Annotated in this window: 29 protein-coding genes and 1 pseudogene; 14 read left to right on the top strand and 16 right to left on the bottom strand. The window is 71.3% G+C overall.

The window, feature by feature from the left end; translation table 11 throughout:
* Window positions 1–34: 34 nt before the first annotated feature.
* The 3 genes from ACIBJH_RS08555 to ACIBJH_RS08545 all read right to left on the bottom strand — a co-directional run bounded on the left by ACIBJH_RS08555 (window position 35) and on the right by ACIBJH_RS08545 (window position 2295).
* Entirely contained in the window at window positions 35–544 is a 510-nt protein-coding gene (locus ACIBJH_RS08555; protein ID WP_399116082.1) for a flavodoxin domain-containing protein, read from the bottom strand.
* Entirely contained in the window at window positions 469–1167 is a 699-nt protein-coding gene (locus ACIBJH_RS08550; RefSeq protein WP_399116081.1) for a universal stress protein, read from the bottom strand. Before ACIBJH_RS08550 ends, ACIBJH_RS08555 begins: the two co-directional genes overlap by 76 nt.
* 141 nt (window positions 1168–1308) lie before the next feature.
* Entirely contained in the window at window positions 1309–2295 is a 987-nt protein-coding gene (locus ACIBJH_RS08545; RefSeq protein WP_399116080.1) for a GerMN domain-containing protein, read from the bottom strand.
* A 1088-nt stretch (window positions 2296–3383) separates the two neighbouring features.
* Between ACIBJH_RS08545 and ACIBJH_RS08540 the strand changes: the two genes are divergently transcribed.
* Entirely contained in the window at window positions 3384–3641 is a 258-nt protein-coding gene (locus ACIBJH_RS08540; protein WP_399116079.1) for a DUF1876 domain-containing protein, read from the top strand.
* 107 nt (window positions 3642–3748) lie between these two features.
* On the opposite strand, the gene ACIBJH_RS08535 is transcribed toward ACIBJH_RS08540, so the two are convergent.
* On the bottom strand, window positions 3749–3874 hold the full coding sequence (locus tag ACIBJH_RS08535; RefSeq protein WP_399116078.1) for a hypothetical protein: 126 nt from the start codon (window positions 3872–3874) through the stop codon (window positions 3749–3751).
* A gap of 15 nt (window positions 3875–3889) precedes the next feature.
* Here ACIBJH_RS08535 and ACIBJH_RS08530 point away from each other — a divergent pair, with 15 nt between their 5' ends.
* The gene (locus ACIBJH_RS08530) at window positions 3890–4555 is read left to right on the top strand and encodes a TOBE domain-containing protein (RefSeq protein WP_399116077.1); all 666 of its coding nucleotides are present in this window, start codon (window positions 3890–3892) and stop codon (window positions 4553–4555) included.
* A 15-nt stretch (window positions 4556–4570) separates the two neighbouring features.
* On the opposite strand, the gene ACIBJH_RS08525 is transcribed toward ACIBJH_RS08530, so the two are convergent.
* Window positions 4571–6007 carry a sensor histidine kinase gene (locus tag ACIBJH_RS08525; protein ID WP_399116076.1) on the bottom strand — a complete coding sequence of 479 codons (1437 nt, stop codon included), beginning with the start codon at window positions 6005–6007 and terminating at the stop codon, window positions 4571–4573.
* Window positions 5997–6695, bottom strand: a complete 699-nt coding sequence (locus ACIBJH_RS08520; RefSeq protein WP_399116075.1) for a response regulator transcription factor — start codon at window positions 6693–6695, stop codon at window positions 5997–5999. Before ACIBJH_RS08520 ends, ACIBJH_RS08525 begins: the two co-directional genes overlap by 11 nt.
* 181 nt (window positions 6696–6876) lie before the next feature.
* Between ACIBJH_RS08520 and ACIBJH_RS08515 the strand changes: the two genes are divergently transcribed.
* From ACIBJH_RS08515 to ACIBJH_RS08495, 5 genes and pseudogenes are all read left to right on the top strand, one after another.
* Window positions 6877–7563, top strand: a complete 687-nt coding sequence (locus ACIBJH_RS08515; RefSeq protein ID WP_399116074.1) for a DUF2202 domain-containing protein — start codon at window positions 6877–6879, stop codon at window positions 7561–7563.
* Between the two features lie 124 nt (window positions 7564–7687).
* Window positions 7688–8014 carry a rhodanese-like domain-containing protein gene (locus tag ACIBJH_RS08510; protein ID WP_399116073.1) on the top strand — a complete coding sequence of 109 codons (327 nt, stop codon included), beginning with the start codon at window positions 7688–7690 and terminating at the stop codon, window positions 8012–8014.
* An 86-nt stretch (window positions 8015–8100) separates the two neighbouring features.
* Window positions 8101–9207 (top strand): FAD/NAD(P)-binding oxidoreductase, encoded by a 1107-nt coding sequence (locus ACIBJH_RS08505; protein ID WP_399116072.1) that lies wholly within the window; start codon window positions 8101–8103, stop codon window positions 9205–9207.
* Window positions 9208–9330: 123 nt separating this feature from the next.
* Window positions 9331–10707, top strand: a pseudogene (locus ACIBJH_RS08500) (rhodanese-like domain-containing protein); the annotation flags it as partial.
* A 165-nt stretch (window positions 10708–10872) separates the two neighbouring features.
* Window positions 10873–11466, top strand: coding sequence for a rhodanese-like domain-containing protein (locus ACIBJH_RS08495; protein ID WP_399116383.1), 594 nt, complete (start codon window positions 10873–10875; stop codon window positions 11464–11466).
* A gap of 289 nt (window positions 11467–11755) precedes the next feature.
* Here ACIBJH_RS08495 and ACIBJH_RS08490 read toward each other — a convergent pair whose 3' ends face one another.
* Window positions 11756–12187, bottom strand: coding sequence for a VOC family protein (locus tag ACIBJH_RS08490; RefSeq protein ID WP_399116071.1), 432 nt, complete (start codon window positions 12185–12187; stop codon window positions 11756–11758).
* A 554-nt stretch (window positions 12188–12741) separates the two neighbouring features.
* Complete coding sequence (locus ACIBJH_RS08485; protein WP_399116070.1) at window positions 12742–13167, bottom strand: TSUP family transporter; 426 nt, start codon at window positions 13165–13167, stop codon at window positions 12742–12744.
* A 484-nt stretch (window positions 13168–13651) separates the two neighbouring features.
* Between ACIBJH_RS08485 and ACIBJH_RS08480 the strand changes: the two genes are divergently transcribed.
* From ACIBJH_RS08480 to ACIBJH_RS08470, 3 genes are all read left to right on the top strand, one after another.
* On the top strand, window positions 13652–14071 hold the full coding sequence (locus ACIBJH_RS08480) for a hypothetical protein (RefSeq protein ID WP_399116069.1): 420 nt from the start codon (window positions 13652–13654) through the stop codon (window positions 14069–14071).
* Window positions 14072–14166: 95 nt separating this feature from the next.
* A complete protein-coding gene (locus ACIBJH_RS08475) occupies window positions 14167–14415 on the top strand; it encodes a metal-sensitive transcriptional regulator (RefSeq protein WP_399116382.1) in 249 nt (82 codons plus the stop codon).
* Between the two features lie 140 nt (window positions 14416–14555).
* Window positions 14556–14861 (top strand): hypothetical protein, encoded by a 306-nt coding sequence (locus ACIBJH_RS08470; protein WP_399116068.1) that lies wholly within the window; start codon window positions 14556–14558, stop codon window positions 14859–14861.
* 243 nt (window positions 14862–15104) lie between these two features.
* Here the strand turns inward: ACIBJH_RS08470 and ACIBJH_RS08465 are convergent, their stop codons facing one another.
* Genes ACIBJH_RS08465 through ACIBJH_RS08445 form a run of 5 tightly spaced genes read right to left on the bottom strand, consistent with a single transcriptional unit; the run spans window position 15105 to window position 17706 of the window.
* Entirely contained in the window at window positions 15105–15344 is a 240-nt protein-coding gene (locus tag ACIBJH_RS08465) for a hypothetical protein (protein ID WP_399116067.1), read from the bottom strand.
* The gene (locus ACIBJH_RS08460) at window positions 15296–15601 is read right to left on the bottom strand and encodes a PIG-L family deacetylase (protein ID WP_399116066.1); all 306 of its coding nucleotides are present in this window, start codon (window positions 15599–15601) and stop codon (window positions 15296–15298) included. Before ACIBJH_RS08460 ends, ACIBJH_RS08465 begins: the two co-directional genes overlap by 49 nt.
* Window positions 15598–16071, bottom strand: a complete 474-nt coding sequence (locus tag ACIBJH_RS08455) for a DsrE/DsrF/DrsH-like family protein (protein ID WP_399116065.1) — start codon at window positions 16069–16071, stop codon at window positions 15598–15600. The genes ACIBJH_RS08460 and ACIBJH_RS08455 overlap by 4 nt, the downstream gene beginning before the upstream one ends.
* 37 nt (window positions 16072–16108) lie before the next feature.
* On the bottom strand, window positions 16109–16426 hold the full coding sequence (locus tag ACIBJH_RS08450) for a TusE/DsrC/DsvC family sulfur relay protein (RefSeq protein ID WP_399116064.1): 318 nt from the start codon (window positions 16424–16426) through the stop codon (window positions 16109–16111).
* A 38-nt stretch (window positions 16427–16464) separates the two neighbouring features.
* Entirely contained in the window at window positions 16465–17706 is a 1242-nt protein-coding gene (locus ACIBJH_RS08445) for an NAD(P)/FAD-dependent oxidoreductase (protein ID WP_399116063.1), read from the bottom strand.
* 382 nt (window positions 17707–18088) lie between these two features.
* Here ACIBJH_RS08445 and ACIBJH_RS08440 point away from each other — a divergent pair, with 382 nt between their 5' ends.
* Window positions 18089–18472, top strand: coding sequence for a BlaI/MecI/CopY family transcriptional regulator (locus ACIBJH_RS08440; protein ID WP_399116062.1), 384 nt, complete (start codon window positions 18089–18091; stop codon window positions 18470–18472).
* Window positions 18473–18692: 220 nt separating this feature from the next.
* On the opposite strand, the gene ACIBJH_RS08435 is transcribed toward ACIBJH_RS08440, so the two are convergent.
* Window positions 18693–19472, bottom strand: coding sequence for a LysR family transcriptional regulator substrate-binding protein (locus ACIBJH_RS08435; RefSeq protein ID WP_399116061.1), 780 nt, complete (start codon window positions 19470–19472; stop codon window positions 18693–18695).
* Window positions 19473–19530: 58 nt separating this feature from the next.
* On the opposite strand from ACIBJH_RS08435, the gene ACIBJH_RS08430 reads away from it, so the two are divergent.
* Together ACIBJH_RS08430 and ACIBJH_RS08425 are read left to right on the top strand one after the other, a co-directional pair.
* Window positions 19531–19914: a DUF5997 family protein gene (locus tag ACIBJH_RS08430; RefSeq protein ID WP_399116060.1), complete on the top strand. Its 384-nt coding sequence runs from the start codon at window positions 19531–19533 to the stop codon at window positions 19912–19914.
* 27 nt (window positions 19915–19941) lie between these two features.
* Window positions 19942–21564, top strand: a complete 1623-nt coding sequence (locus ACIBJH_RS08425) for an alpha/beta fold hydrolase (RefSeq protein ID WP_399116059.1) — start codon at window positions 19942–19944, stop codon at window positions 21562–21564.
* A 51-nt stretch (window positions 21565–21615) separates the two neighbouring features.
* On the opposite strand, the gene ACIBJH_RS08420 is transcribed toward ACIBJH_RS08425, so the two are convergent.
* Both ACIBJH_RS08420 and ACIBJH_RS08415 read right to left on the bottom strand, forming a co-directional pair.
* Window positions 21616–22206 (bottom strand): TetR/AcrR family transcriptional regulator, encoded by a 591-nt coding sequence (locus tag ACIBJH_RS08420; RefSeq protein WP_399116058.1) that lies wholly within the window; start codon window positions 22204–22206, stop codon window positions 21616–21618.
* 384 nt (window positions 22207–22590) lie between these two features.
* Window positions 22591–22986 carry a YybH family protein gene (locus tag ACIBJH_RS08415; protein WP_399116057.1) on the bottom strand — a complete coding sequence of 132 codons (396 nt, stop codon included), beginning with the start codon at window positions 22984–22986 and terminating at the stop codon, window positions 22591–22593.
* A gap of 113 nt (window positions 22987–23099) precedes the next feature.
* Between ACIBJH_RS08415 and ACIBJH_RS08410 the strand changes: the two genes are divergently transcribed.
* Window positions 23100–23765 (top strand): nucleoside/nucleotide kinase family protein, encoded by a 666-nt coding sequence (locus ACIBJH_RS08410; protein WP_399116056.1) that lies wholly within the window; start codon window positions 23100–23102, stop codon window positions 23763–23765.

Genomic DNA, 23765 nt, shown 5'->3' with positions numbered 1-23765 from the left:
CGGGCCATCAGGACCGCTGGGCGACGGCCCGCGGTCATTCGCGGGCCAGTTCGTCGGCGATCCCGGATGCCCAGCCGTCGATGGCGTCCCAGTCGCGGTAGTCGCCGAACCGGCCGCCCACCAGGTGGAACAGGATGCGCCCGGTGAGGGGCAGCTGATCCCGTGAGACGACACCGGAGAACAACTGGTGGTCCCGGAACGGGAGTTCACCCGGCAACCTCTCGACGATCACCGGGATTTCCTTGGTCGCCAGGCGCTTCCACGGGCCACGGAGCGCGCCCGGCATTCCGACGCTGAAGATCCACACGGGCTGGGATCCCAGCACGTCGAGATTGCCGCGCACGAAGTCCTTGGCCTCGTCCAGCCAGCTCTGTCCGTGCACGGCGCTGCCCAGGACGAACGCCCCATACGCGTCGGCATCGTCCACCGTCTCCATGGCCCTGGCTTCGGCTTTCAACCCGGCCTTGCTCAGCCTGGCGGCCAGCCGCTCGGCAACGCCTCGCGTCGAGCCGTGAGCGGTCGCGTATCCCACCAGAACATCCATGATGTCTCCTCGACGTTCCTCGATCTCTTCGCGCGGGCCTCGGCCACGCACGCCCGACGCTCACCTTGTGCCCGCACCGTTGGTATGGAGTTCCCCGGCACCTGCCGGCTGTTGCGCCGCGCGGCTTCCGGCCGTGAAGGGCGCCCCGGTGGTGACGGGCGGCGACGCGGGCCGCTGCAGGCCGGGAACCGCGACCACGGGGACCGTCGCCTGTCGCAGGCAAGCGCAGGCTGCTGGCCCTGTCGCGGGCTGGCCGTAGTGGTCATGGGGCGAGCGCCCGAGCGCGAGCAGCAGGGCGCCACGCGCCTGCTGCAGCAGGACCCGCGCCGGCGGCCTCTCCACCAGGAGGGCGTGCACGGCACTGTCCACCTGCGCCCCGAAGACGTCGCGGAGCGTCCAGGCGAGCAGATGTGCGGCCCTCTCCTGTTGCTCGGCGACCGTCGGACGCGCCGAGGCGGGGTGTAGGGGGCGAACCGCGGGCCGACCGGCTCCCAGGCGTGCACGGCGACGACATCCGTACGCAGGGCGTGAGCCTGCCGGGTCGCCCAGCGCAGTGCCTCCCTGCACGCCTCCGACCCGTCGATGCCCACCACGATGCCGTTCCCGACGGCGAGTCCGGTCATGGCAACCTCCATGGATGGCCTCCGGGTCCGGCGTCTCGCTCGGGTGCCCGGAACTCCAGGGGCCAGCGGCTCGGGCAGTTGTCCATCCGGCCCACGACGGCCCTGTGTGCGGTCTCCTCGTGTCGGTCCGTACGGTCGGCGTCAGCGGTTCACGGTCAGTGGCACGGTGTCCACGGTGACGGGCTTGCCGTCCTTGGGCGACAGGTAGTACGCGGTCAGCAGGCCCGGTCCGCTGCGGGCGGCCTTGTAGGGGAAGGTGACGTCGAAGGTGCCGCGGGTGCCGGTGCCGGAGGTCGCCTTGACGCGCACGTCGGCGGCGGTGTGTCCGGTGGTGTCGGTGACCTTCAGACGGAACACGGCCTCGAACGTGTTGGCGCTGCCCCAGACCCGCAGGGGTGTGCGTGTCGTGTCGCCGAGCAGGGGGGATTCCACCAGGACGGCCGGGGCCACGTCCTCGAAGTCGGCTCGCCCCACGGGGCCGTTGAGGACGATGCCTTCTCCGCCGAAGTACTTCACCGGCTTGCCGTCCAGTTCGAACCTGACCGAGTGGATGGAGGGGAAGCGGGTCATGGTGAACACGACCTGGGCGAGGCGGGCCCGCATGGACAGGCTGCCGCCGCCGTCGTCGTACCGGCCGGAGAGATCCACGGTCGCCACGTGGTCGCGGACCACTACGGAGTGCAGCGTGGTGCCGGACGGGATCGCAGTGGTCCGGCTGTGCGTGCTTTCGTAGCGGCTGGGGCCCGCCAGCAGGGCGCGGACGGCTCCGGTGGCGGTGGCCGGAGCGGTCACGGTGCGCGGGGCGGGCGAGACCTGTTCGCCGTGCAGGAAGTAGACCGCTGCGCGGATCTGCTTGGCCGCGGTGCCGGTGCCGCCACTCGTCGAGGGCGCGGGGGCCGTGCCCGGGGCGGTGGATGCCGACGGCGCGGAGGGTGCGGGCATTCCGGTGCTACCGCCCGTGGTGGCCGTGCCGGCCGAGGTCTGCGAGGGTTGGTCGATGCCGCCCGGCGTGCCCGAGCCGCCGCTCGTGCCGCAGGCGGTGACCGTGAGCAAGGGGAGCGTCAACACCGCGGTGAGTGCTGTGCGGTGGCGTCGGCAGGTGCGGGCGCGTGCGACATCGCTGTTCATGGCAGCCTCCTGAGACACTTCCATCCAAGTCGCGCCGAATGCCGGTTTCCAGGGCCGATCGGCACCGGGCACGAGGCCGGTCAGCTTGATTCCACGGGCCGTTCGGGCCTGCGGCACCGCCGGTGTGGGGTCAGGGCCGCCGACCGATGAGGGCCGTCCTGAAGTGGGCGAGGATGGCGAAGTCGCGCAGGATCGCGGTCGAGCCGCCTTTCCGGGGTGCCCATCCGGCCCGGTCCGTCGTCCGGCCTCGGTCTGTACGGCGGCTCACGGGGCGTGTGAGAAGCGGTTCTCCTCCTTCTCGGTGAAGTGCGGGCGCAGCACGGTGTGCAGCCTGTGCGGGCAGGCGCGGAGATCGTCGAGCCGTGCCGGCTCCGGGCTCTTGTCGGGGGTGGTGTGCGTGAGGCGGGTGGCGATGCGCCGGGCGTATCAGTCGTGCGGGACGACGGCCGGGCACGGCGCGTGGTGCGGCGCCACGTGCTCGACCGGTCCGAGTTCCCAGGTCAGATGCGACGGATGCCGCCGACGGCCCACGGCGGAGAGTCCGCTGTGCGCCGCGGCGGACAACAGCACCGCCGCTGCTGGACCGGTCGAGACCTGCTCGACGACGGAGGTGTCGGGGGGGAACTTCCCCCGCCAGGGCGCCGGCGTGGCCGCGAGCCATCTGCGTGGGCCCCTCCTGAGCCGGCGCGACGGTATCTGGGCATCGGACCCCGCAGAGCTGCCGATTCCGGAGCCGTCGCACCGCGGGATGACGGAGTGCGGAGCCGGTGGGCGATCGGAGTGGGCTCCGCCGCCCGCGGGATCCGGAGTCCGCCGGGCGATGCGCACGGCATCGCCATGATCGGCGGCCTGCTGACCATCCGTCATCAGGACTGCATGGGCCGGCCGACCACCACGTGTGGTCGCGACCACCGACGAAATGGACGACACAACCTGCCGGGTGGGCCGTTCGGCCCTGGACCGGCCCTGCGGACAGGCGGAGGCTGAGAAGTGGAGACAGGAGCCGTCGCGCTCCCCCGCAGTCCCGCTCCGGGTCCCTGCGGAGCGGCCCGCTCGGCCCTCCCACCCTCCACTCGGGAGTGATCACCATGGAAGCCAAGCAGTGGACCGTACAGATCTACATCACCGAGGACGGCGACGACACTCACGCACGGGCCGTCCTGCGCACCCGGGACACCTCGACGATCACCGGCCGGGGTGTGGCCCGCCGCAACCCGATCGACCGTTCCGTTCCGGAGATCGGTGACGAACTCGCCGCCAGCCGTGCCCTGGAGGACCTCGCCGTTCGGCTCCACGACGTCTACTCCGACGACTTCGTGGCACTGGCCGGTCCCGCCGAGACCTGACACGGGGCATCGCCCGACGCCACCCTGCGCGGCATCCTCGGTCCGCCCCTCGCAGTGGTGGGCCGTCAGCGTGCCTCGATCTGCTCTGGGTCCGCCGACTGATCTGCCTACTCCGGCATCCAGCGGGCCACCGACCACTGTCCAACCTGGACGCCAAGCTGCGCGTCCAGACCCGCACCCAGATCGCCGTACTGCAGCGCCGCCTGGGCACCACCACCGTCTACGTCACCCACGACCAGGTCGAGGCCATGACCATGGGCGACCGCCTCGCCGTCATGAAAGACGGCGTACTGCAACAGGTGGGCACCCCCAAGGAGGTCTTCACCCGCCCCGCCAACACCTTCGTCGCCGGCTTCATCGGCTCTCCCGCCATGAACCTCTTCCGGCTGCCGCTCACCTCGCACGGGGCCCAACTCGGCGGCCTGGCCGTGCCCTTGACCCGCGCCACACGAAACACCGCATCCACCGACGGCGGCACCGAGATCACACTCGGCATCCGGCCCGAACACCTCCAGGTGCTCTCCCCCGACGACCTGGACACCCCCGCGCTGGACCTGGTGATCGACACGGTCGAGGACACCGGAGCCGTCGCCTACCTCCACGCGACCGCGAAGCTCGGCCAGGACCTCGTCCCCGTCGTCGTCCGGCTCCCCGAACGCCCCACCCAGGGCAAGGGAGCCCCACTCCGCGTCACAGTGCGCGACAACGCCGTGCACTGCTTCTCCGCCATCACCGGCCTGCGGCTCGCCGAGGACACGGAATCGGTCCCCGCAGACGCGCACGCCACCGGACAGACCGTCTCGGCGGAGGCACCGAACCCTCAGGACATGGTCACCGGTCACCCGGCCGGATCGCCCGCGGGCAGGTGTTTCGGCCGAACCACCGCAGGGCCGGACGGACTGCCCGAAGGGTGAATGCCGATGTCCGGGTCAACGGGGCGCCAGTCGGTCACCGGACGAACGGGCGGCGTGGTCGCGCGGCAGCCGGATGACGATCCGTGTCCCTCCAGCGGGTTGCGAGAAGGCCGTGACGTTGCCGCCGTGAGCGGTGATCAGTTCTTTCACCACGGCGAGGCCGATACCGCTGCCGACGCTGCGGTCCCGGGCGGCGCTGCCACGCCAGAGCCGGTCGAAGACCCGCGGGAGTTCGTCGGCGGGGATACCGGGGCCGTCGTCGGCGACCTCGACGCATATCGCGTCGTCCTCGGCGGATGCGGTGACGGTGACGGTGTCGCCGGGGCGGCAGTAGCGGGCGGAGTTGCTCAGCAGGTTACCCAGGGCCTGGTGGATGCGGTCGGCGTCGGCCAGGACGGGCAGCGGTTCGGTTCCGATGCGGGTGCGCACGGTGAGTCCGGCGGCACGCAGTTCGGCCTCCCGGTCGGTCACGGCACGGCGTACGAGGTCGGCGAGTTCGAGGCCGGTCGTGTTCAGGGAGAGTCGTGCGGACTCGGCGTCCGACAGTTCGGCCAGGTCGCCGACGACGCGGCCGAGGCGCAGGCTCTGGTCGTGGAGTGCGGCCAGGCGGGCCGGGGCGGGGTCGGCGTAGCCGTCGCGCAGTTCTTCGAGACCTGCCTGCAACGCGGCCAGTGGGGTGCGCAGTTCGTGGGCGACGTCGGCGGCCAGGCTGCGGCGGGCCTGCTCGGCGTGGGTGACGTCGTCGGCCATGCTGTCGAAGGCGCGGGAGAGGTCGCCCAGTTCACCGGGCGCGTCCACCCGGGCTCGGGCGGTGTGGTCACCGGCGGCGAGTGCGTGGGCGGTGCGGGCGATCCGTACGACGGGGGCGGTGAGACGACGGGTCACGTACCAGCTCACTGCCAGGGCCAGTGCCAGGGCGGCCAGCGCCGCGCCGCCGACCCAGCCCCAGGCGATGTTCCGGCCGGCCGTTCCGGATCCGTAGGGGAAGCGCAGTCGGACGGAGCCCACGGTGCTGCCGTCGGACACTACGTCGGCACTTGCGCTGCCGCCGGAGGCGGCGGCACCGCCGTGTCCCATGCCGTGCCCCGAACCGGGCATGTCCGCGTCGTGCCCCGCGCCGTCCGACGATGCGGCGGTGGACAGGATCACCTCACCGTCGGCGTCCCACAGGGTGAGCACCGCGCCGGCCCCGTCCGCGAGCGTACGGGTGGGACCGAGATCTGCTGCGCTCCAACCGCCCGCCCTGCGGTAGGCGGCCCCGGCCGCGGCGGCCGTGCGATCGGCGATGCGCTGGCGGTCGGCCTGTTGCGCCGTGCTGATGCCCCGGTCGGTGCCGACCAGGGCTGCCGCCGTCAGAAGGGCCACCGAGGACAGGGCGACCACGGCGAACGCCGCGAACAGGCGCCTGCCCAGCGGCCCGAGTTCCAGGCGACGTCCTGATTCACCGGTCACGGGTCAGCCCCAGCCGGTAGCCGACACCGAGCACCGTTTCGACGACGCTCAAGCCGTCGGACCCCAGCTTGTGCCGCAGGTTCTTCACGTGCGAGTCGATGGTGCGCTCGTAGCCGGTGAACTCATAACCCTGGACCCGGTTGACCAGTTCGTAGCGCGAGTACACCCGTCCCGCCACCGAGGCGAGCGCGGTGAGCAGACCCCATTCGGTGGGCGTCAGCTCCACCACCGAGCCGTCCCATGCCGCCTCATGCCGTACCTCGTCGATCCGCAGCCGGCCTCCGCCGTAGGAGACCGCGGGCTCTCCCGGGGTTCCGGACGCCGCCCCGGCCCGGTGCAGCACCGCCTGAACGCGCAGCACCACTTCGGTGGGGCTGAAGGGTTTGGTCACGTAGTCGTCGGCGCCCAGCCGCAGCCCGTGGATCCGGTCCTCGACCGCACTGCGCGCCGTGAGCACCACGACCGGGATCCCGCCGCGGGCATGCGCCTCGCGCAGCACATCGTCGCCGTCGACGTCCGGCAGACCCAGGTCCAGGACCGCCAGGTCCACCAGTCCGTCTCCGAGGAGTCTGATGGCCTCGGCACCGGAGCCGGTCGTCACCACCGCGTACCCCGCCCGCTCCATGTAGCGGCGCAGCAGTTCGCGGATCTCCTTCTCGTCCTCGACGACGAGCACGGTGGTGGCCATGCACCCAGGTGTACGGGGCGCGGGCCGCCCCCGCCAGGGCCGAACAGCCCCCGCGGGCACGTCCGGTGGGCTCCATACCGCCTCCACATCACTGCCATGCCGTCTCCGATGCCCGGCGGGACGGTGAAAGCGCATCAACGAAGAGCACACCAAGGGACAGCAGATCCGGAGAAGGTGCGTCATGAAGCGCAACACCAAGCTCGCCACCGCGATCACCGCGGCAGCGGCCGTCGTGACCGGCGGCATCCTCATCGTCGGTCCGGCCACCGCCGGCGCGGCCGGAGAGCAGACGCCGTCCGTACGGTTCACCACGCAAAGCTCGATGATGAACGGTCAGCAGCACACCCACCGCCACGGCGACGGAACGGGAGCCGGGGACGGCAACGGCCCCTGCTCGCTCACCGGTTCGGCCACCACTGCCCCCAGCGGCACCCTGAGCGCGGCCCAGAAGACCACGCTCGCCCGCATGGCCCAGGAGGAGAAGCTCGCCCACGACCTCTGCACCGTGTTCGCCGCCCGGTACGACGCCCACGTCTTCGACCGGATCGCCATCGCCGAGACCCATCACCTCGCTGCGGTCCGCACGCTCCTGGACCGCTACGACGTGAGCGACCCCACCGCGGGCGAGGCGGCGGGCGACTTCACCGACGCCACCGTCCAGGCCACGTACGACCGCCTGCTGAAGCAGGGCACGGCAAGCGTGGACGGCGCGCTGAAGGCCGGCCTCACGTTCGAGACCGACGACATCGCCGCCCTCACGAAGGCGCGGTCCGGGCTCGACGCCCCGGACGTCGAGCAGGTGTACACCAACCTGCTCGCCGCCTCCCGGATGCACCAGGCCGCCTTCGACTCGTGGCTGGTCCGGTGATCCCTGCCGACAGGTCCCCTTACCTGGGAGGCAAATACCCATGGGGGTATTTGACAGCGCTTCAGCGGGCGCTTTACCCTCGCTGCCATTGATACCCCCTAGGGTATTTGAGGAGGTTCCGAACATGGCTCGTGAAGTGGATCTGGAGGCGTTCGCCGCGGCTCTGGCAGCCAGCAGTGTCGTCGTGGACGTCCGGGAGCCGGGCGAATACCTGGCCGGCCACGTACCGGGCGCGCAGCTGATGCCGCTCAGCGTGCTGGCGGGCCGGATCGGCGAACTGCCCGCCGGGCGGCCGGTGTACGTGGTCTGCGCCAGCGGCAACCGCAGCCTGACCGCCGCCGACCGGACGAGCAGGGCCGGCATCGACGCGTACTCCGTGGCGGGCGGCACCAGCGGCTGGGCCCGAACCGGCCGCCCGCTGGTGACCGGACACCACGCCACCGCGGCCTGACCGAGCCCGCCCTTTTTGGCCGCCCCTGACCCCGGCCCGGTTCCTCGGGCACCGCATCCGCACCCCCATCCGATGGGAGTCCTCCCTTGGCCCCCATACCCTCACCCCCCACCCGCCATCACGTCGTCGGCGGCGGCGCCGGGATCAGTGTCGCGGCCCGGCTGCGCCGCGTCGGTGTCACCGGCATCGCCCTGATCGAACCGTCCGACACCCACTGGTACCAGCCGCTGTGGACCCTGGTCGGCGGTGGCCAGGCTCTGCGGCGCGCCACCCGTCGCCCCGAGGCGTCCATCGTCCCCGACGGAGTGCACTGGATCCGGCAAGCCGCCCGGGCAGTCGACCCGGACCTGAGGACCATCACCCTCGCCGACGGGCGCAGGCTCGGCTACGACCTCCTGGTCATGGCGCCCGGCCTGCAACTCGGCTGGAACGGCGTACCCGGCCTCGCCGAGGCCATCGGCCATGACCGCGCCACCAGCAACTACACACCCGAGTACGCCCCACGCACCTGGGACCCGATCCGCGGCATGCGCTCGGGCACGGCCGTCTTCACCCACCCGGCCACCCCGCTCAAATGCGGCGGCGCACCGCAGACGATCGCCTACCTGGCCGCCGACCACTGGCGCAAGCAGAAGGTCCTGGACCGCATCCGGATCGTCCTCGCGATCCCCGACCCGGCCCTGTCCAAGGTGCCGGCCCGGTCCGAGGTCCTGGAGAAGGTCGCCGCCCGGTACGGCACAGAGGTGCGGCCGCACTCGGAGATGACCGCCATCGACGGCGACGCCCGCGAACCGACCGTCACCGATCACACCACCGGGACCAAGGAAACCCTCGCCTACGGCCTCCTGCACGCCGTCCCGCCGCAGAGCGCCCCGGACTGGGTCAAGGCCGGCCCGCTCGCCGCCCCCGCCGGCCCGCGGGGATTCATCGCGGCCGACAAGCACACCCTCCGACACCCCCGCCACCCCGAGGTCTTCGCGCTCGGCGACGTGGCGAACCGGCCCACGTCCAAGACCGGCGCGGCCGTCCGCAAGCAGGCCCCGGTGCTGCTCGCCGAGTTCGACTACGACCTGCGGCCCACCCCGAGCTTCCCGCTGATCGACACCTTCAAGGAACGCCGCGACATGTGGCTGTTCAAGCGGTACGGCCTGCCGCCGCTCTACTGGCACGGCATGCTCACCGGCCGCCTCTGACCGACCGGCCCGGGCCTCCCCCGACCCGGGCCGGTCACTTCACCATCCGCACAAGGTCCAACCCTGACCACTTGGATACCCCCCAGGGTATTGCATCTCATCGATCCACTACGGAGGTCATCCGTGTTCTTCGCCCAGCACTACCTCGACTGCCTCTCCCAGGCGTCCTACCTGATCGCCGACGAGTCCACCGGCAAGGCCGTCGTCGTCGACCCGCGCCGAGACGTCTCGGAGTACCTCGCCGACGCCGAGGCCCACGGCTTCACCATCGAGGCCGTCATCAACACCCACTTCCACGCCGACTTCCTCGCCGGCCACCTCGAACTCGCCGCGCGCACCGGCGCGTGGATCGGCTACGGACACCGCGCCGAGCCGGAGTACCCGATCCGTAAGCTCACCGACGGCGAGCGCATCAGCCTCGGCGACGTCACCCTGGAGATCCTGGAAACCCCCGGCCACACCCCGGAGTCCATCAGCGTCCTGGTCTACGAGCACGCGGCCGACGCGGTTCCGTACGGCGTGCTGACCGGCGACGCGCTGTTCATCGGCGACGTCGGCCGCCCCGACCTGCTGGCCTCCCTCGGCGTCACCGCCGCCGAACTCGGCCACATGCTCTACGACAGCATCCAGCACAAGCTCATGGCCCTGCCCGACCCGGTCCGCGTCTTCCCCGCCCACGGCGCCGGCTCCGCCTGCGGCAAGAACCTCTCCACCGAACGTCAGTCGACCATCGGACAGCAGCGCGCCACCAACTACGCCTGCGCGCCCATGAGCGAGCAGGAGTTCGTCACCCTCGTCACCGCCGGACAGCCCTCCGCGCCCGGCTACTTCGTCTACGACGCCATCCTCAACCGCAAGGACCACGGCCTGTTCGATGCGGCAGTCGCCCAACAACCTTTGTCCGCCGCCGAGTTCCTCGACCGACGGGCCGCCGGCGCACTGGTCCTGGACGCCCGCGACCCGCAGGAGTTCGCCGCCGGCCATCTGCGCGGCTCCGTGAACGTGCCCGCCGACGGGCGGTTCGCCGAGCAGGCCGGAACAGTCGTCGCCCCCGACCAGGAGGTCGTCGTCATCGCACCGCAGGACCGCGAGGAGGAGATCGTCACCCGGCTCGCCCGGATCGGCTTCGACCGCGTCGGCGGCTACCTGCGCGAACCCGAGGGCGCCTCCCCGGCCATGGCCGACGAGATGCGCCAGGCAAGCCGCCTGACCGCCCATCAGCTCCGCCAGGCGCTCGACGGCGAGCAACCCCCGCTCGTCCTCGACGTCCGCAACACCAGCGAACGCGAGGAGGGCTTCATCGAAGGATCCGCGCACATCCCGCTCGCCGAGCTCCCCCGCCGTCTCGACGAGATCCCCGCCCGCCGGCCCCTGGTCGTGCACTGCGCCGGCGGCCACCGCTCCTCCATCGCCGCCAGCCTGCTCCGCCACAACGGCCTCGACGACGTCTCCGACCTCCTGGGCGGTTACGGCGCCTGGCTGACCGAGCCCTCCCCCGCGCTCGGCTTCGCTCGCGCGGGGGACCCCCATCGGCCGACGCCTGAAACCTCCCGCGCGCCGGGCGGCGGTGACCGCCTTCGCGGCCACGACCGCCCGGCGCCGCACACCCCTCATTCCTCAACTTCCCTGTTCCGGCAGCTTCGTCCGCCCCGTGAAGGAGATCCCGTGACCGCCGACGCCACCAGCCCCAGCCCTGCCCCGCGGCTCGACCCGGCCGCCCTTCACGAGATCACCGAAAGCGGCGCGGGCCCCCGGCTCCTTGACGTACGTACCCCCGGCGAGTTCCGCACCGCCCACATACCCGGCTCCTACAACGTCCCACTCGACACCCTGCGGGAACACCGCGCCGAACTCCTGCGTCACCTGGACGAGGACGTCGTCCTGATCTGCCGCTCCGGCGGACGCGCCGCACAGGCCGAACAGTCCCTGGCCGAGGCCGGTCTGCCCAACCTGCGCATCCTCGAAGGCGGCGTCCTCGCCTGGGAGGCGGCCGGTGGTCCGCTCAACCGCGGCCCGGCCCGCTGGGACCTGGAACGCCAAGTACGGCTCGTCGCGGGAAGCATCGTCCTGCTGTCCGGCCTGGCGGCCCTCTTCGTGCCCGACCTCTACCTCATCGGCACCGCCGTCGGCGCGGGTCTGGCCGTCGCAGCGCTCACCAACACCTGCGCCATGGGCATGCTGCTGTCCAAGCTCTCCTACAACCGCGGCGCGCGCACCGACCTGCAGTCCGTCATCGGCGCCCTGAGGGCCCACTCATGATCGCCGTCGCCGCATCCCTCTGATCGCATCCTCCCGTCTTCCTCGTCGGCACCACCGGCGTCGTGTCGCACGCCCGCGCCGGACGCGTCCGGTGGCGCACCGGGCTGCTGTCCGGCATGGCCGGAGGGTACGGCGGAGGGCGGCTCGCGGAGTTCATCCTGGTCAGGGTCCTGCTGATCGCCTTCGGCCGGATGAGGGTCGCAACGGTGATCGCCATGATCCCCAGCCGCCCACGGGAGTTCGACAAGGGCGACTCCGAAGAGCACCACGAAGCGACGCCGAGGATGCGTCAGTCGGTCGCGACGGACGTTCCGCCCCATTCCTCCGGGGCGACATCGGCGAGCGTCTCCGAGAACGTCCACTGGTGGCCCGCAAGGTCCTCGGCCGTGTACTGCCGTTCGCCGTACTCGAAGTCGGTCGGCTCCATGATGATGCGTGCACCATGGCCCCGGGACCGCTCGTAGTGGGCGCCAACGTCTTCCACCCGGACCGTCACCGAGTGGGTGACCTCGCCGGGGCGTGGCGGGCGGCGGTCATGTCGTACGTCTCCGACGATCACGGCACCATCGCCGAAACGGAGTTGCGCGCGATGGTCCTCGCCGATCCGCACCCGCTCGACGAACCCGAAGGCCGCACAGAGCCAGGCGACCGCCTCGCGCACATCGGGATAGACCAGGACGGGGATGACCGTCGACGCCGGAATGGAGCGATTCGGCTTCATGTCTGACTCCCGTCGTTCGGGCCGCGCCATGCGACTGAAGCACATGCCCACCGGCGGACGCCAGGGCTGTTGCGCGCCGGAGACCTTCGCGGACGCGGAAGAAGGTCGTCCGATCTCAGCCCTAACTTGGCGGAGCAGCATCTGCGTGAGCCGCCACAGCGGCAGGTCGGCCCTCCTCGAACCGTCCGCAGCCTGCCCCAGGTTTATCGAGAAGGGCGCGGCCGAAGAGGCGTCTGACAAAGCCGACTGGCGCCGGGCAGTAGTGCCGACTCAGTGGAGAACACCGCTGCCCGGACCGGCCACGGCCGACGAGAGCGTCCGAGCCGGTGGATGACCACATCGTCGGTATGCGGAACACACCCGGAGTGCCAGACCTCGGTGGTCCGGTCTCGTCGTCGGAGAGCCGGTGTCCGGTAGCCGTGGATGCCACCCGCCGTACCAGGTACGGCATTCGAAGTATTCCAGGTGTCAGCCCTGTTCGAGTGCGTGCCGGCCACCGTCAATCCGCCTGCGCACAGTGGGCGGCCACGGATACGGGCTGAACGCTCAGTGGCTCACCGGAGCGCGTCGGCGAGCATGAAGACCGCGACGGTCAGCAGCAGTACGGCGAAGATGCGTTGCAGGCGCCGGGCGGGGATCTTGGCGGCGATGCGCTTGCCGTCCCAGGCTCCGAGGATCGCCGCTCCGAGGAAGGGGCCGACGAGCGCCCAGTCCAGTACACCGGCCGAGGGCAGCCGGGCCGCCTGCAGGGACCGATGCCCCGACCGGCACACCGTCACCACGGGCCGCCCGGCCGCGGAGCCCGGAAGCTGTGCGCCGGCCATCAGCCGTGACAGCGGCAGATGGACCGCCTCCGGTGCGTGCCCCGCGTTCCATTCCACCCGCTCGCGCACGTCCACCAGCACTGCGGCCCCGGCCTGAACGCGGTTGCGGGCCTCGCCCGGGGTTATTCGCCCCGTCCGACGGCGGAAGAACAGCATGACGGTCCTCTCCTTCAGGTACTTGATCGCAGACGAGGCACTGGCCCTCGGAAGGTGCAAGGCGGTCACTCCCCGTCGGCCGCCACGGACCGGTGACCAGGAGGCGGGCGCACCCGGCGGTGCGGTTTCCCGACCTCACCCCTGCCGTCAAAATACCCCATGGGGTATCCATCGCAGCGTACAACAGATACCCACCCGGGTATAACTTCGGACGGGGTCCCCGGCCGACGCTCGCTGCGGAACGACACGACCACGAGGACCTACACGGCGCGACTGAGCCACGATTTTCCGAACGGAGGACACCGGCGGAGCGGGCAATGGACGCGGCAGGCCGGTACGAGCGGCACCGCGGCACCGAGTTGGTCTGGGCGGCGGCCCCCGACCGGTTCGTCGAAGGCGAACCGGCCGGGCTGCCCGCCGGGCGGGCGACCTGGCGGCCGGCGAGGAACGCAACGCGGTCTGGCTCGCGGAAAGGGGCCGGGACGTGGACGCCGTGGACTTCTCCGCCGTCGCTCCGGCCGAAGCGGAGACCCTGGCGGCCGAGCGCGGCGTACAACTGCGGACGCAGTGCACCGGCCTGACGGCCCGGGGCGCCCCGGAAGCGGCGTACGACCTGGCGCTGATCACCCATCTGCAGTTGCCGTGGCCGCAGGTACTGGGGCTGGCCGCGACCGCCGTGCGCAGCGGCGGGACCCTGCTGCCGGCCGGCCATGACACCTCGAACCGCGAGCACGGCTTCGACGGTCCACAGGACCCCGCGTCCCGTACACCGCGGAACAGGTCACCGCCGAACGGCAGGCCCTACGCCCGGATCCTGCGCGCCGAGACGGTCACACGGCCGGTCGACGGTCCGCAAGGTCCGCGCACCGCCATCGACTCGTTGGTGCGCGCCGAATGCCTCTGACGAGCGACCATCCCGCCCTGTATACCCCCACGGGTACTATGGGAAGCGATCGACCGGCCACGAGGAGGCTCCCGGTGAAGGTGGAAGAGGAAGCGATGGGCGCGGTGCTCAACCGGCTGCGCCGCGCGCAGGGGCAGCTGGCCGGGGTCATCGCCATGATCGAGGCAGGCCGCGACTGCAAGGATGTGGTCACCCAGCTCGCGGCGGTCTCCCGCGCCCTGGACCGGGCCGGGTTCAAGATCGTGGCCAGCGGTATGCGACAGTGCCTGGCCGAGCAGCAGGACGGCGAGGCCCCGCCGATGACCGAAGCCGAACTGGAAAAGCTGTTCCTGGCGCTGGCCTGAGACCGAGTCAACGGCATGGAGTGCCCGCCGCCCACCGGAAACCCGGGGCGGCGGGCGCTCGCGTTTCCGGGAACATTCCGAGCCTGCGCGACGCTGCCCCTAATACCCCACAGGGTATCCAGGGAAAGGGCGTGGGCAGGATGGCGGAGTCAGAGCACATACGGCTTGGTCCGGCCGGCGAGGCGCCGCTGGTGACCTCCTGCGGCCGGCGGATCGACGTGAAACTCCTGCGACTGGCCGCCCCCGCGGACCGGCCGATCAGCCGGGTCGCGCTCGATGTGGGCCCCGCCCGGAGCGGCGAACCGGGAACCTGGGCCTCGCTGACCATGAGCGAGGCACTCGACCTGGCACGTCGGCTCATGGCGCAAGTCTGCGTCGCCGAAACCGCCGAGTCGGCACGGGTCGCTGCGCCTGCGTCCACACCGCCTCGGGCTCCCTCCGCCTGACGACGAGCCGTTCCTCAAGGTCACAGCAAGCGACGCAGATACTCGCTCTCCCCCAGGAGTTTCGAGGCGACGCCACAGCACCGGGTTGTCCCTCGACCGGCTTGCGATGGGGGTCCCTCCCGGTCGAGCGAAGCCGAGACTGGGGGAAGGCGATGGCGCGGTGCTGCCGGGCACGCGGGACCGGCTTGATCTCATGGCACTCACCCGGTTCACGTCCGGCGAACGAAGCTCCGAACTCCCTGTTCATGGTCTCCGCGACCGCCCTCGGCAGGGTCCGGCCGAGGACCTGGATTGCCCTTCCACGGGCGGCGGCAAGGGCCGCCTCGGGGCCCGACGGTGATCACGGTGCCCGGTGACTCCAGTGGTGTCGAACACCAGCAGATGGCTGGGGCGCCGTTCGGTGACGAGCCGGCCGACCCGCGCAGCGAGCCGGCTCAGCGGGACGGAGGCGAGTTCGCCGTCCGGATACGCGGCCGGCTCCACGCGTCGTTCCACGCCCAGTTCCCGTGCGGCGCAGGCCAGTTCGTCCGCCGTAGCATGCGCAGGTCCCCGGGGCCCGCGTGCAGCGTGGACGCCTCCCCGTGGGTGAAGCAGAGCACCGTGGTGGGCACGCCGCGAGCGGACAGCAGCGCGAGGAGGCCGCCCAGGCCGAACGACTCGTCGTCGGGATGGGCGACCACCGCCGGCACGCGACGCAGGTCGTCCGGCAGTCCCGCGCCGCCGGCCCCAGGGCCGGTCATGTGTAGATGATCTGGCCGCCGGCCGCGTGCTCGTAGAACTCGCCGACCGTGATGATGCCCTGGACCTGTTCGATGAGGTCGTCCTTGTCGAGTTCGAAGAGGTCCACGGACGCCTTGCAGGCGTAGATGCCCGCGCCGGTGTCGGAGATCATCTCGATGAACTCGGGGATCGGTGGGATGTCGAGCTTCTCCATCTTGCGTTCCATGTACCGGGTGACCAGGTCAGGGACGCCGGGCAGTCCGCCCAGGAGGGTCGGCAGGTGCAGGCCGGGGTTGCCGACGGTGGCGAGTTTGATGTGGTCGTACTGCTTCTTCGTGATGGCGTCGAGGCCGAAGAAGGTGAAGAACAAGTCGGCCTCGATGCCTTCGGCGCGGGCGCCGTTGGCCATGATCAGGGCCGGGTAGATCCCTTCCAGGGATCCCTTGGAGACGATGATCGAGACCTTTTCGATGGTGGCGCTGGCGGTCATGTCGGACGCTCCTTCGGGTAGCGGTCGGCGGGTGGGGTCAGATGCAGCCGCGGGGCTTGGGGATTCCGGCGATCTTGGCGGCGGTCTTCGCCGGGCCCTTCGGGAAGAGCTGGTAGAGCTCCTTGACGCTCACGCCGGAGGTCTTGCCGAGGATCCGCACGGTGGGGCCGGTGCCCTTGGCGGCGTATTCGGCGCGCATGAAGTGGATGACCGTCCAGTGCCGGTCGGTCAGCGTCGCGATGCCCTGTCCGCGGGCGATCTGCTCGGCCATGGGTTCGGTCCACTGGCCGGGGTCGGTGAAGAAGCCTTCGTCGTCGACGGTCACGGACGTGTCGGCGTAGGTGGCGGTGGTCATGGCGGTCCGTCTCCGTTCGGGCGGGGGTGTGGGTCTCGTCAGGCGGGGGTGCGGGTCTTGCCGTGCTCAGGCATCGCCGAGCCGATGCCGGGCAGTTCCCGGCCGGGCAGCAGGCTGTGCCAGTACAGCCACTCGAAGGCGAGCTTGCCGAGGTGGTTGGCGCGCGACTCCTTCAGCAGCGGCAGCCCCAGCGCGCCCGGGAAGTGACCGGGCAGCGGCTCGGTGTCGTAGTTGAAGTCGATGAGCAGCGCCTTGTGGAAGCCGGTCTCGATGAAGCAGTTGGTGTGCCCGTCGAAGGAGGCGTCCAGCGGCTTCCCGGCCAGGAAGCGGCCGATGTTGTGCGTCAGCACCTCGCCCTCGAAGTGGGCCACCGAGCCGGCCTTGGACGCCGGCAGGCCCGCCGCGTCACCGATGGCGAACACCTGGGGCTGGTCCGGGTGTTGCAGTGTGCGCCGGTCCACAGGGACGAACCCGAGCTCGTCGCCCAGGCCCGGCGAGCGCTCGACGTACTCGGCGCCACCGTGCAGCGGAACGACCACGGCCAGGTCGAACGGCACCTCACGCTCGTCGTACGACACCAGCCTGCCACCGGCGGTGTCGACCTCACCGAGCGCGAACTCGGTGACCAGCTCGATGCCCTTCGCCTTCAGCAGGCCGCCCAGCGCCTTCGCGGCGACCGGCTTGGTGAAGGCGCCGTCCAACGGGGTGACGTAGGTCAGCTCGACGCGGTCGCGGATACCCCGGCGCTGGAAGTACCAGTCCGCGAGGAAGGCGAACTCCAAGGGTGCGACCGGGCACTTGATCGGCAGGTCCACCACGTCGATGGCCACCCGGCCGCCCTCAAAGCGCTCCAGCGCCTGGTGGAGGGCGACGGCGCCGGGCAGGTCGTAGAAGGTGTGGACCTTCTGGCCCCAACCCGGTCCGGTCAGACCCTCGGTCTCCTCCGGCAGCAGGCTCGCGCCGGTGGCCACCACAAGCACGTCGTAACCGAGCGAGGTGCCGTCGGTGAAGTGCACCTGCTCGGCGGTCAGATCCACCCGGTCGATCTCGGCGCTCCGGTAGGCGATCCCGTCAAGGAGCTGCCGCGGGCGCGGGCGGACCAAGGCGTGGGGTTCGGCCAGGCCGAAGGGGACGAACAGCAGTCCGGGCTGGTAGACGTGGTCATCGTTCTGGTCGACCACGGTGACCCGGCACTCGCGTTCGTCGTACGTCCGCCGCAGCCGGTTGGCCGTCAGCGTGCCGGCGGTGCCGCTTCCGAGAATCACGATGCTCTTGTCCATGCCCCCACTCTCGGCGGCGGGGTGAGGCATCGTCATGGGCCGTTGGTCCCGGGAGGGGTACCCGTGGGGGTATACCTTCGACCCTGGGTTCAGCCGGGAGTGCCGGGCTTGGCCGCGAGATACCAGTCGGCGAGCTCGACGGTCTCGTCCGCGAGCCTGGTGCCGGTGCTTGCCCACTGCTCTTCGGCGCCGCTCATCAAGCCCACCGCCCAGCCCCCGGATCGAGTGCACAACCCGTGCACACTTGCGCGGGAACTCCCAGGAACTCCCAGGTAGAAGCAGGAAGCCCCCAGACGCTCTGATCAACCCCGGCCAGGCAAAGAGCCAGGTCAGAGCGCCACCGGTAGGCAAGTCACGCCCTACACGCTGTAAGGTGACGCCCATGGCTGGCACAGACCCGCGGGCTCGGGCGGAACGGCGCAGCGCCGGTGAGCTGGAGAGCGAGGTCCTTGCCGCGCTCTGGGCGACCGACCGACCCCTCACACCGGCCGAGATCCAGGCCGAGATCGACGGCCCGCTCGCCTACAACACCGTGCACACCATCCTGAAGCGGCTCTACGACAAGGGGCTCGTCCTGCGGGACGCGGACGGGCGGCGTGGGGCGTACCGACCGGCGAAGAACGCGGCCGAGTTGACCGCCGAGGCGATGCGCGAGGCGCTGGACCGGGGCCCGGATCCGATCGCCGCGCTCCAGCAGTTCGTGAGCGGTCTGCGGCCGGAGGAGGAGCAGGCACTGCGAGACCTGCTGGCCGGGGCCGCGGGATGAGGTTCGGCGTCTGCACGCCGTTGCCGCTGTCGGTGCTGCTCGCCGTGATCGCTCCCGCGATCGGCAGCCGGGTGGCTCCGGCGCCGGCCGCACGGGTGCTGACGGCCTCCGCCGTGATCACCGCGGCGGCCACCTGCTGGCCCCTGTTCCTGCTGACGGCGACGCTCGTCGGTGACGCTCCGAACGAGGTGCCTCGGTCCGAACCAGGAGGTCGTCGGCGTCAGCGACCTCGGGGCTTGCCGCGCTTCGTGCCCTTGGCGCCGCCGGAGGAGCCGCGCGGGTTCTTGCCCGTCGTGCCGGTCTTGCCGGTCGACTTTCCGGCGGCGGGCTTGCGGCGCGCCAGGGCCTCGGCGCGCTTCCCCTTCGTCTTCGGCTGGGCCGGTGGCGGGGTACGGCCCCGGGTGCTGTTGACCGTGCGGCCCCGGACGATGCCGATGAAGTCCTCGACGAGCTCGGTGGTCGCGTCCTCGGGCCAGGAGAGGGCGACGTCCGACTGGGGGGCGTCCACGACGGTCCGGTAGGTGAGGTCCTTGCGGTGGTGCAGCCGGGCCAGGGACTGGGGGACGTAGAGGATGCCGATGCCCGACGCCACGTGTTCGACGGCGTCCTCGGTGGTCGCGGGACGCTCGAACGCGGGCTCCCCGGGTGGCTGTTCCCAGCCGAGGACGTCGTCGAGGGGGTGCAGGACCACCTCGTCGGCGAGTTCGTCGAGGGACACCTCTTCGGCCGCCGTCACGACGTGGTCCTTGGGGGCCACGACCACGGTCGCCTCGGTGTAGAGGGGGATCGCGCTGAGGACCGTACGGTCGACCGGCAGCCGTACGAGTCCGGCGTCGGCCTCGCCGCGCCGGAGCACATCGGACGCCTCGGCGGCGGGGACCGGTACGAGGGTCAGGGGGACGTCGGGCCGGCGCTCGTTCCAGATCCGCACCCACTTGGCGGGCGTCACCCCGGGGACGTACGCGAGCCGGAACGTGGGGGATGCTTCCGAGCCTGTCACCCCGCAAGGTTACCCGCCGTGGTCGGAGGCCTCTTACACGGTCGATACTCTTGACGGTATGAGTTCGCACCAGACCACCCAGACGATGAAGCCCGCCACGGCGGCGAAGAAGCTGGGTGTGTACCTAGAGGCCACGCCCGCCGAGTTCCAGGAGGGTGATGTCTCCCGCGCCGAGCTGAACGAGTTGCAGGCCAGTCCGCCCGAGTGGCTGCGCGAGCTGCGCGCCAACGGCCCGCACCCGCGTCCGGTCGTCGCGGCCAAGCTCGGGGTCTCCATCGCCGGTCTCGCCCGCGGCGGGGTCACCGAGCCCCTCACCACCGAGCAGATCGAGGCGCTGAAGAAGGACGGCCCCGAGTGGTTGGAGAAGGAGCGCGCCACTCAGGCCGAGGTCCGCAAGGAAGCCGAGCGGATCAAGAACAAGAAGAACGCCGACAACGGCTGACGGCCGCGGCGTGAGTGAATGGAGGGCATGCTCTCCGACTTCACGCACGACCACGACGGTGAACGGCTCAGCGGTGTGTACGGCGGTGATCCGTCCGGGGTCACCGCCGTAGTGCTGCACGGCGCGGGCACCAGCAGCACGGAGCGATTGCTTCCGCTGGTACGGGAGTTCGTGGCCCAGGGTTGTCGAGCGGTCGCCCTGGATTTCTCCGGGCACGGTCAAAGCACCGGCGAGCTGGGCGAGTTGAGCCTGCGGCGACGGTTCGAGCAGGCCGTCGCGGTGATCGACGCGTACGCGGGGGCGGACGGGCCGTTGGTCCTGGTGGGCTTCAGCATGAGTGGGCAGACAGTGGCGGATCTCGTCCGGCACTATGGGGACCGGGTGGCGGCGCTGGGGCTGTGCGCGCCCGCCGTGTACACGGCCGAGGCGTGGGACGTGCCCTTCGGGGACGGGAACGGCCGGTTCAGCGAGATCATCCGGCAACCGGACAGCTGGCGGCAGGCGCCCGCGCTTGAGGTGCTGCGGGCCTACGAGGGCCGGGCGGTGCTCGCCGTGCCGGGCACGGACGCGGTGATTCCGTCGGCCGTGACCGAGGCCGTACAGGATGCGCTGGCCGCGCGCGCCCAGTACACGCGGTTCGAACTTCCGGACGCGCAGCACCAGTTGGGCATGTGGTTCCGCGAACAGGGTGCGGACCGGCGGGAGTTCGTGGCGGCGGTGCTGACCGGCGTCGACGGCCGTGGCTGGACGGCCACGCGTGCGTGGGTGGACAAGCAGCTGGGCGACGGCCGCTCGGTCGCCGACGCGCGTCTGCTGGCCGGTGGTTGGAGTTCCCAGATGCGTCGGCTCACGCTCGACGACGGCACGGAGCTGGTGCAACGGACCTTCGTGAAGGCGTTCTTCCGGTACCACGCGCCCGGGCTGCTGGGCCGCGAGGCGTCCGTCCTGGCGCTGCTCGCCGGGCAGGAGGGCATTCCGGCTCCCGGGTTCGTCGCGGTGGACGCCACGGCCGAACACTGCGACCACCCGACCCTGTTGATGTCCGCGCTGCCCGGCCGCGTCCGCGTGGACGGGGACGACCTCGACCGGCGCCTGGATCTGCTCGCGGCCCAACTCGTCCGTGTCCACGACGTCGTACCGGCCGAAAGACCACGCACGTACCAGCCATGGACGTCCCCGGAGCGTGTCCGCACCCCGGACGGCCCGCTGTGGGAGCGCGCCGTGGAGGTGATCCGCCGCGATCCGCCGCCGTACGAAGGCCGCTTCCTGCACCGGGACTTCCACCCCGGGAACGTGCTCTTCACCGGAGCCGGGCCGGGGCTGCGGATCAGCGGGGTCGTCGACTGGGTCGAGACCTCGTGGGGGCCCGCCGACCTGGATGTGGCGCACTGCTCGACCGCGCTCGCACTGTTGCACGGGCCGGCGTACGGGCTGGGCTTCCGTGAGCGGTACGAGGCACACGGCGGTCGTGCCCTCGCCGACGGCCCCGACCACCTGTACTGGCGACTGCTCGACGCCCTGCACTACTGCCCCGACGGGGCGAAGCTCGCCGGGCCCTGGCGCGACCTGGGGCGGGACGATCTGACGTCCGGGGTGCTCGCGGCACGGCTGGAGGCGTACGTGGACGGCCTGTTGCGGCGATACGGCTGACCGGCGGCGGAACGCCGCCTCGCAGCCACCCGCGCGGGAACCGGACCGACGTCAGCGCGGCAGGCGCAGGCCCGTGACGAGGACGTCGACCAGCCGGAGCGCGTCGTAACGGTCGTCGCCCTCCGCGCCGGCGCACAAGTTGCCGACGCCGCGCATGAGTTCGTAGGCGGTGAGGTCGGACCGGACCTCGCCGGCCGCGGCCGCGGCGTCGAACAGCTCGGCGCACACGGGCAGGAGGCGGTCGAGGAAGTAGGAGTGCAGCGACTCGAAACCTGCGCTGTCGGACCTCAGCACCGCGGCGAGTCCGTGCTTGGTGACCAGGAAGTCGACGAAGAGGCCGATCCACTCCCGTAGCGCGGCGTACGGGGTGGCGCTGCTCGCCAGCAGTGTCGGACCCGCCTGGGCGCAGGCCTCGACCTGGTGCCGGTAGACGGCGATGACGAGATCCGCCCGCGTGGGGAAGTGTCGGTAGATCGTGCCGAGTCCGACGCCGGCCTCGCGCGCGATGTCGCGCACCGGAGCGTCCACGCCCGACGCGACGAAGACCTTGGCGGCGGCGTCGAGCAGGGTCTCCTTGTTGCGCCGGGCGTCGGCCCGCTTGGACCGGCCCGCGCTCCCGGTATCCGTGCCGTTCTCACTCACCGCGCACTTCCTTCACCCTCAAGCCTTGCCAACCGGAACAACGTTCCGTATCGTTCCGGAACGAGGTTCCGTTTGCTCATCATGCCAGAGCCGGGGCCGGACGACCAAGCCATGCCTGCCGTACCGTCGGTGCCGGTCGCGCCAACGCGGATGGCGAGGCGGTCGGCCGTGAGCTGCCGGCTCTCAGGATCGAACCCTGGGGCCTCCGTCCCGGTGGTGGCGAACACCACCGGCAACAGGCGTTCCTGTACGACGACGGTGAGCGTCTGGCCCGTGGCCCTGCGAGGCCGGCCGCGGCGGCCCTGGGCGGACGGTGATCGTCATGGGGGGCGATCGTGTCGGTCCCGGGTGGCGGCCGGTAGATCTCCAGGCGTCCTGAGCCGGTCAGTCGTGCGGGAACGAGTGGTGTTCGTGCGCGACCCGCCAACGGCCGTGCTCCTTGCGCAGACCGAAGGTGAGCCGCAGGCGCAGGGTGGGGTCTTCGGCGAGCTCCTCCGGGGTGCCGCAGCGGAGCAGGGCGTGGGCGTAGGCGACGTCCGTACCGGCCGTGACGTCGAGGGTGTCGATGTCGAAGCGGGCACCCTGTCCCTGCCACTCGAAGAACGGCGGCCAGCTGGCGCTGTAGGCGGCGAGACCGTGGATGCCGGCGTGGGGCGCCGGGACGTCGTACATGACGAGGTCGTCCGTGTGGTCCGCCAGTACGCCGTCGAGGTCGCCGCGGTGGACGGCCGCGGCCCAGTCGGTGATGAGGGCGCGGATCTGTGTCGCGTCGTCGGGCATGGGCGGCTCCTGTTCCTGTCCCCCACTCCATGGTCTCTCTGCCGACCGAATTCCCGATCTTCGGCGCGTCACCGCCCCGGCCGGGCGACCGAGACGGATGGCACACTCTCTCTGTGCCGCTGACCTTCGACGACCTCCTCACCCGTGCCACCGCGCTCGCCCGCCCCGGCAGACGTGCCGTGCTCGGCATCGCCGGCAGCCCGGGCGCGGGCAAGACGACCCTCGCCGAGCATCTGGTGCGGGAGCTCAACGGCACCGGCGAGCCATGGGTCGCGCACGTCCCCATGGACGGCTTCCACCTCGCCGACCTCGAACTGGACCGGCTCGGCCGCCGCGGTCGCAAGGGCGCGCCCGACACCTTCGACGCGGCCGGATACGCGGCGCTGCTGCGGAGGGTGCGGGAGGAGACCCACGAGATCGTGTACGCGCCTGGTTTCGAGCGGGTGTTGGAGCAGCCCATCGCCGGTGCGATCCCCGTGCTTCCCACGGCCCGGCTGGTGGTGACGGAGGGCAACTACCTGCTGCTGGACGGGGGTTCATGGGCGCGGGTACGGCCGTGTCTGGACGAGGTGTGGTTCTGCGAGGCCGACGAGGACGAACGCGTCCGCCGACTCGTCGCCCGGCACGAGGAGTTCGGCAAGGACCACGAGACCGCCGTGGCCTGGGTGTTGGGCACGGACCAGCGCAACGCCGACCTGGTCGCCACGACGCGCGGCCGGGCGGATCTGGTGATCCCTCCGGCCGCGCCGCCCTCGCCCTACGGCGTGCCCCGTCTCTGA

It is taken from the genome of Streptomyces sp. NPDC050548, from assembly GCF_044457385.1.
GTDB lineage: Bacteria > Actinomycetota > Actinomycetes > Streptomycetales > Streptomycetaceae > Streptomyces.
This window is presented reverse-complemented; position numbering and strand designations above follow the sequence as displayed.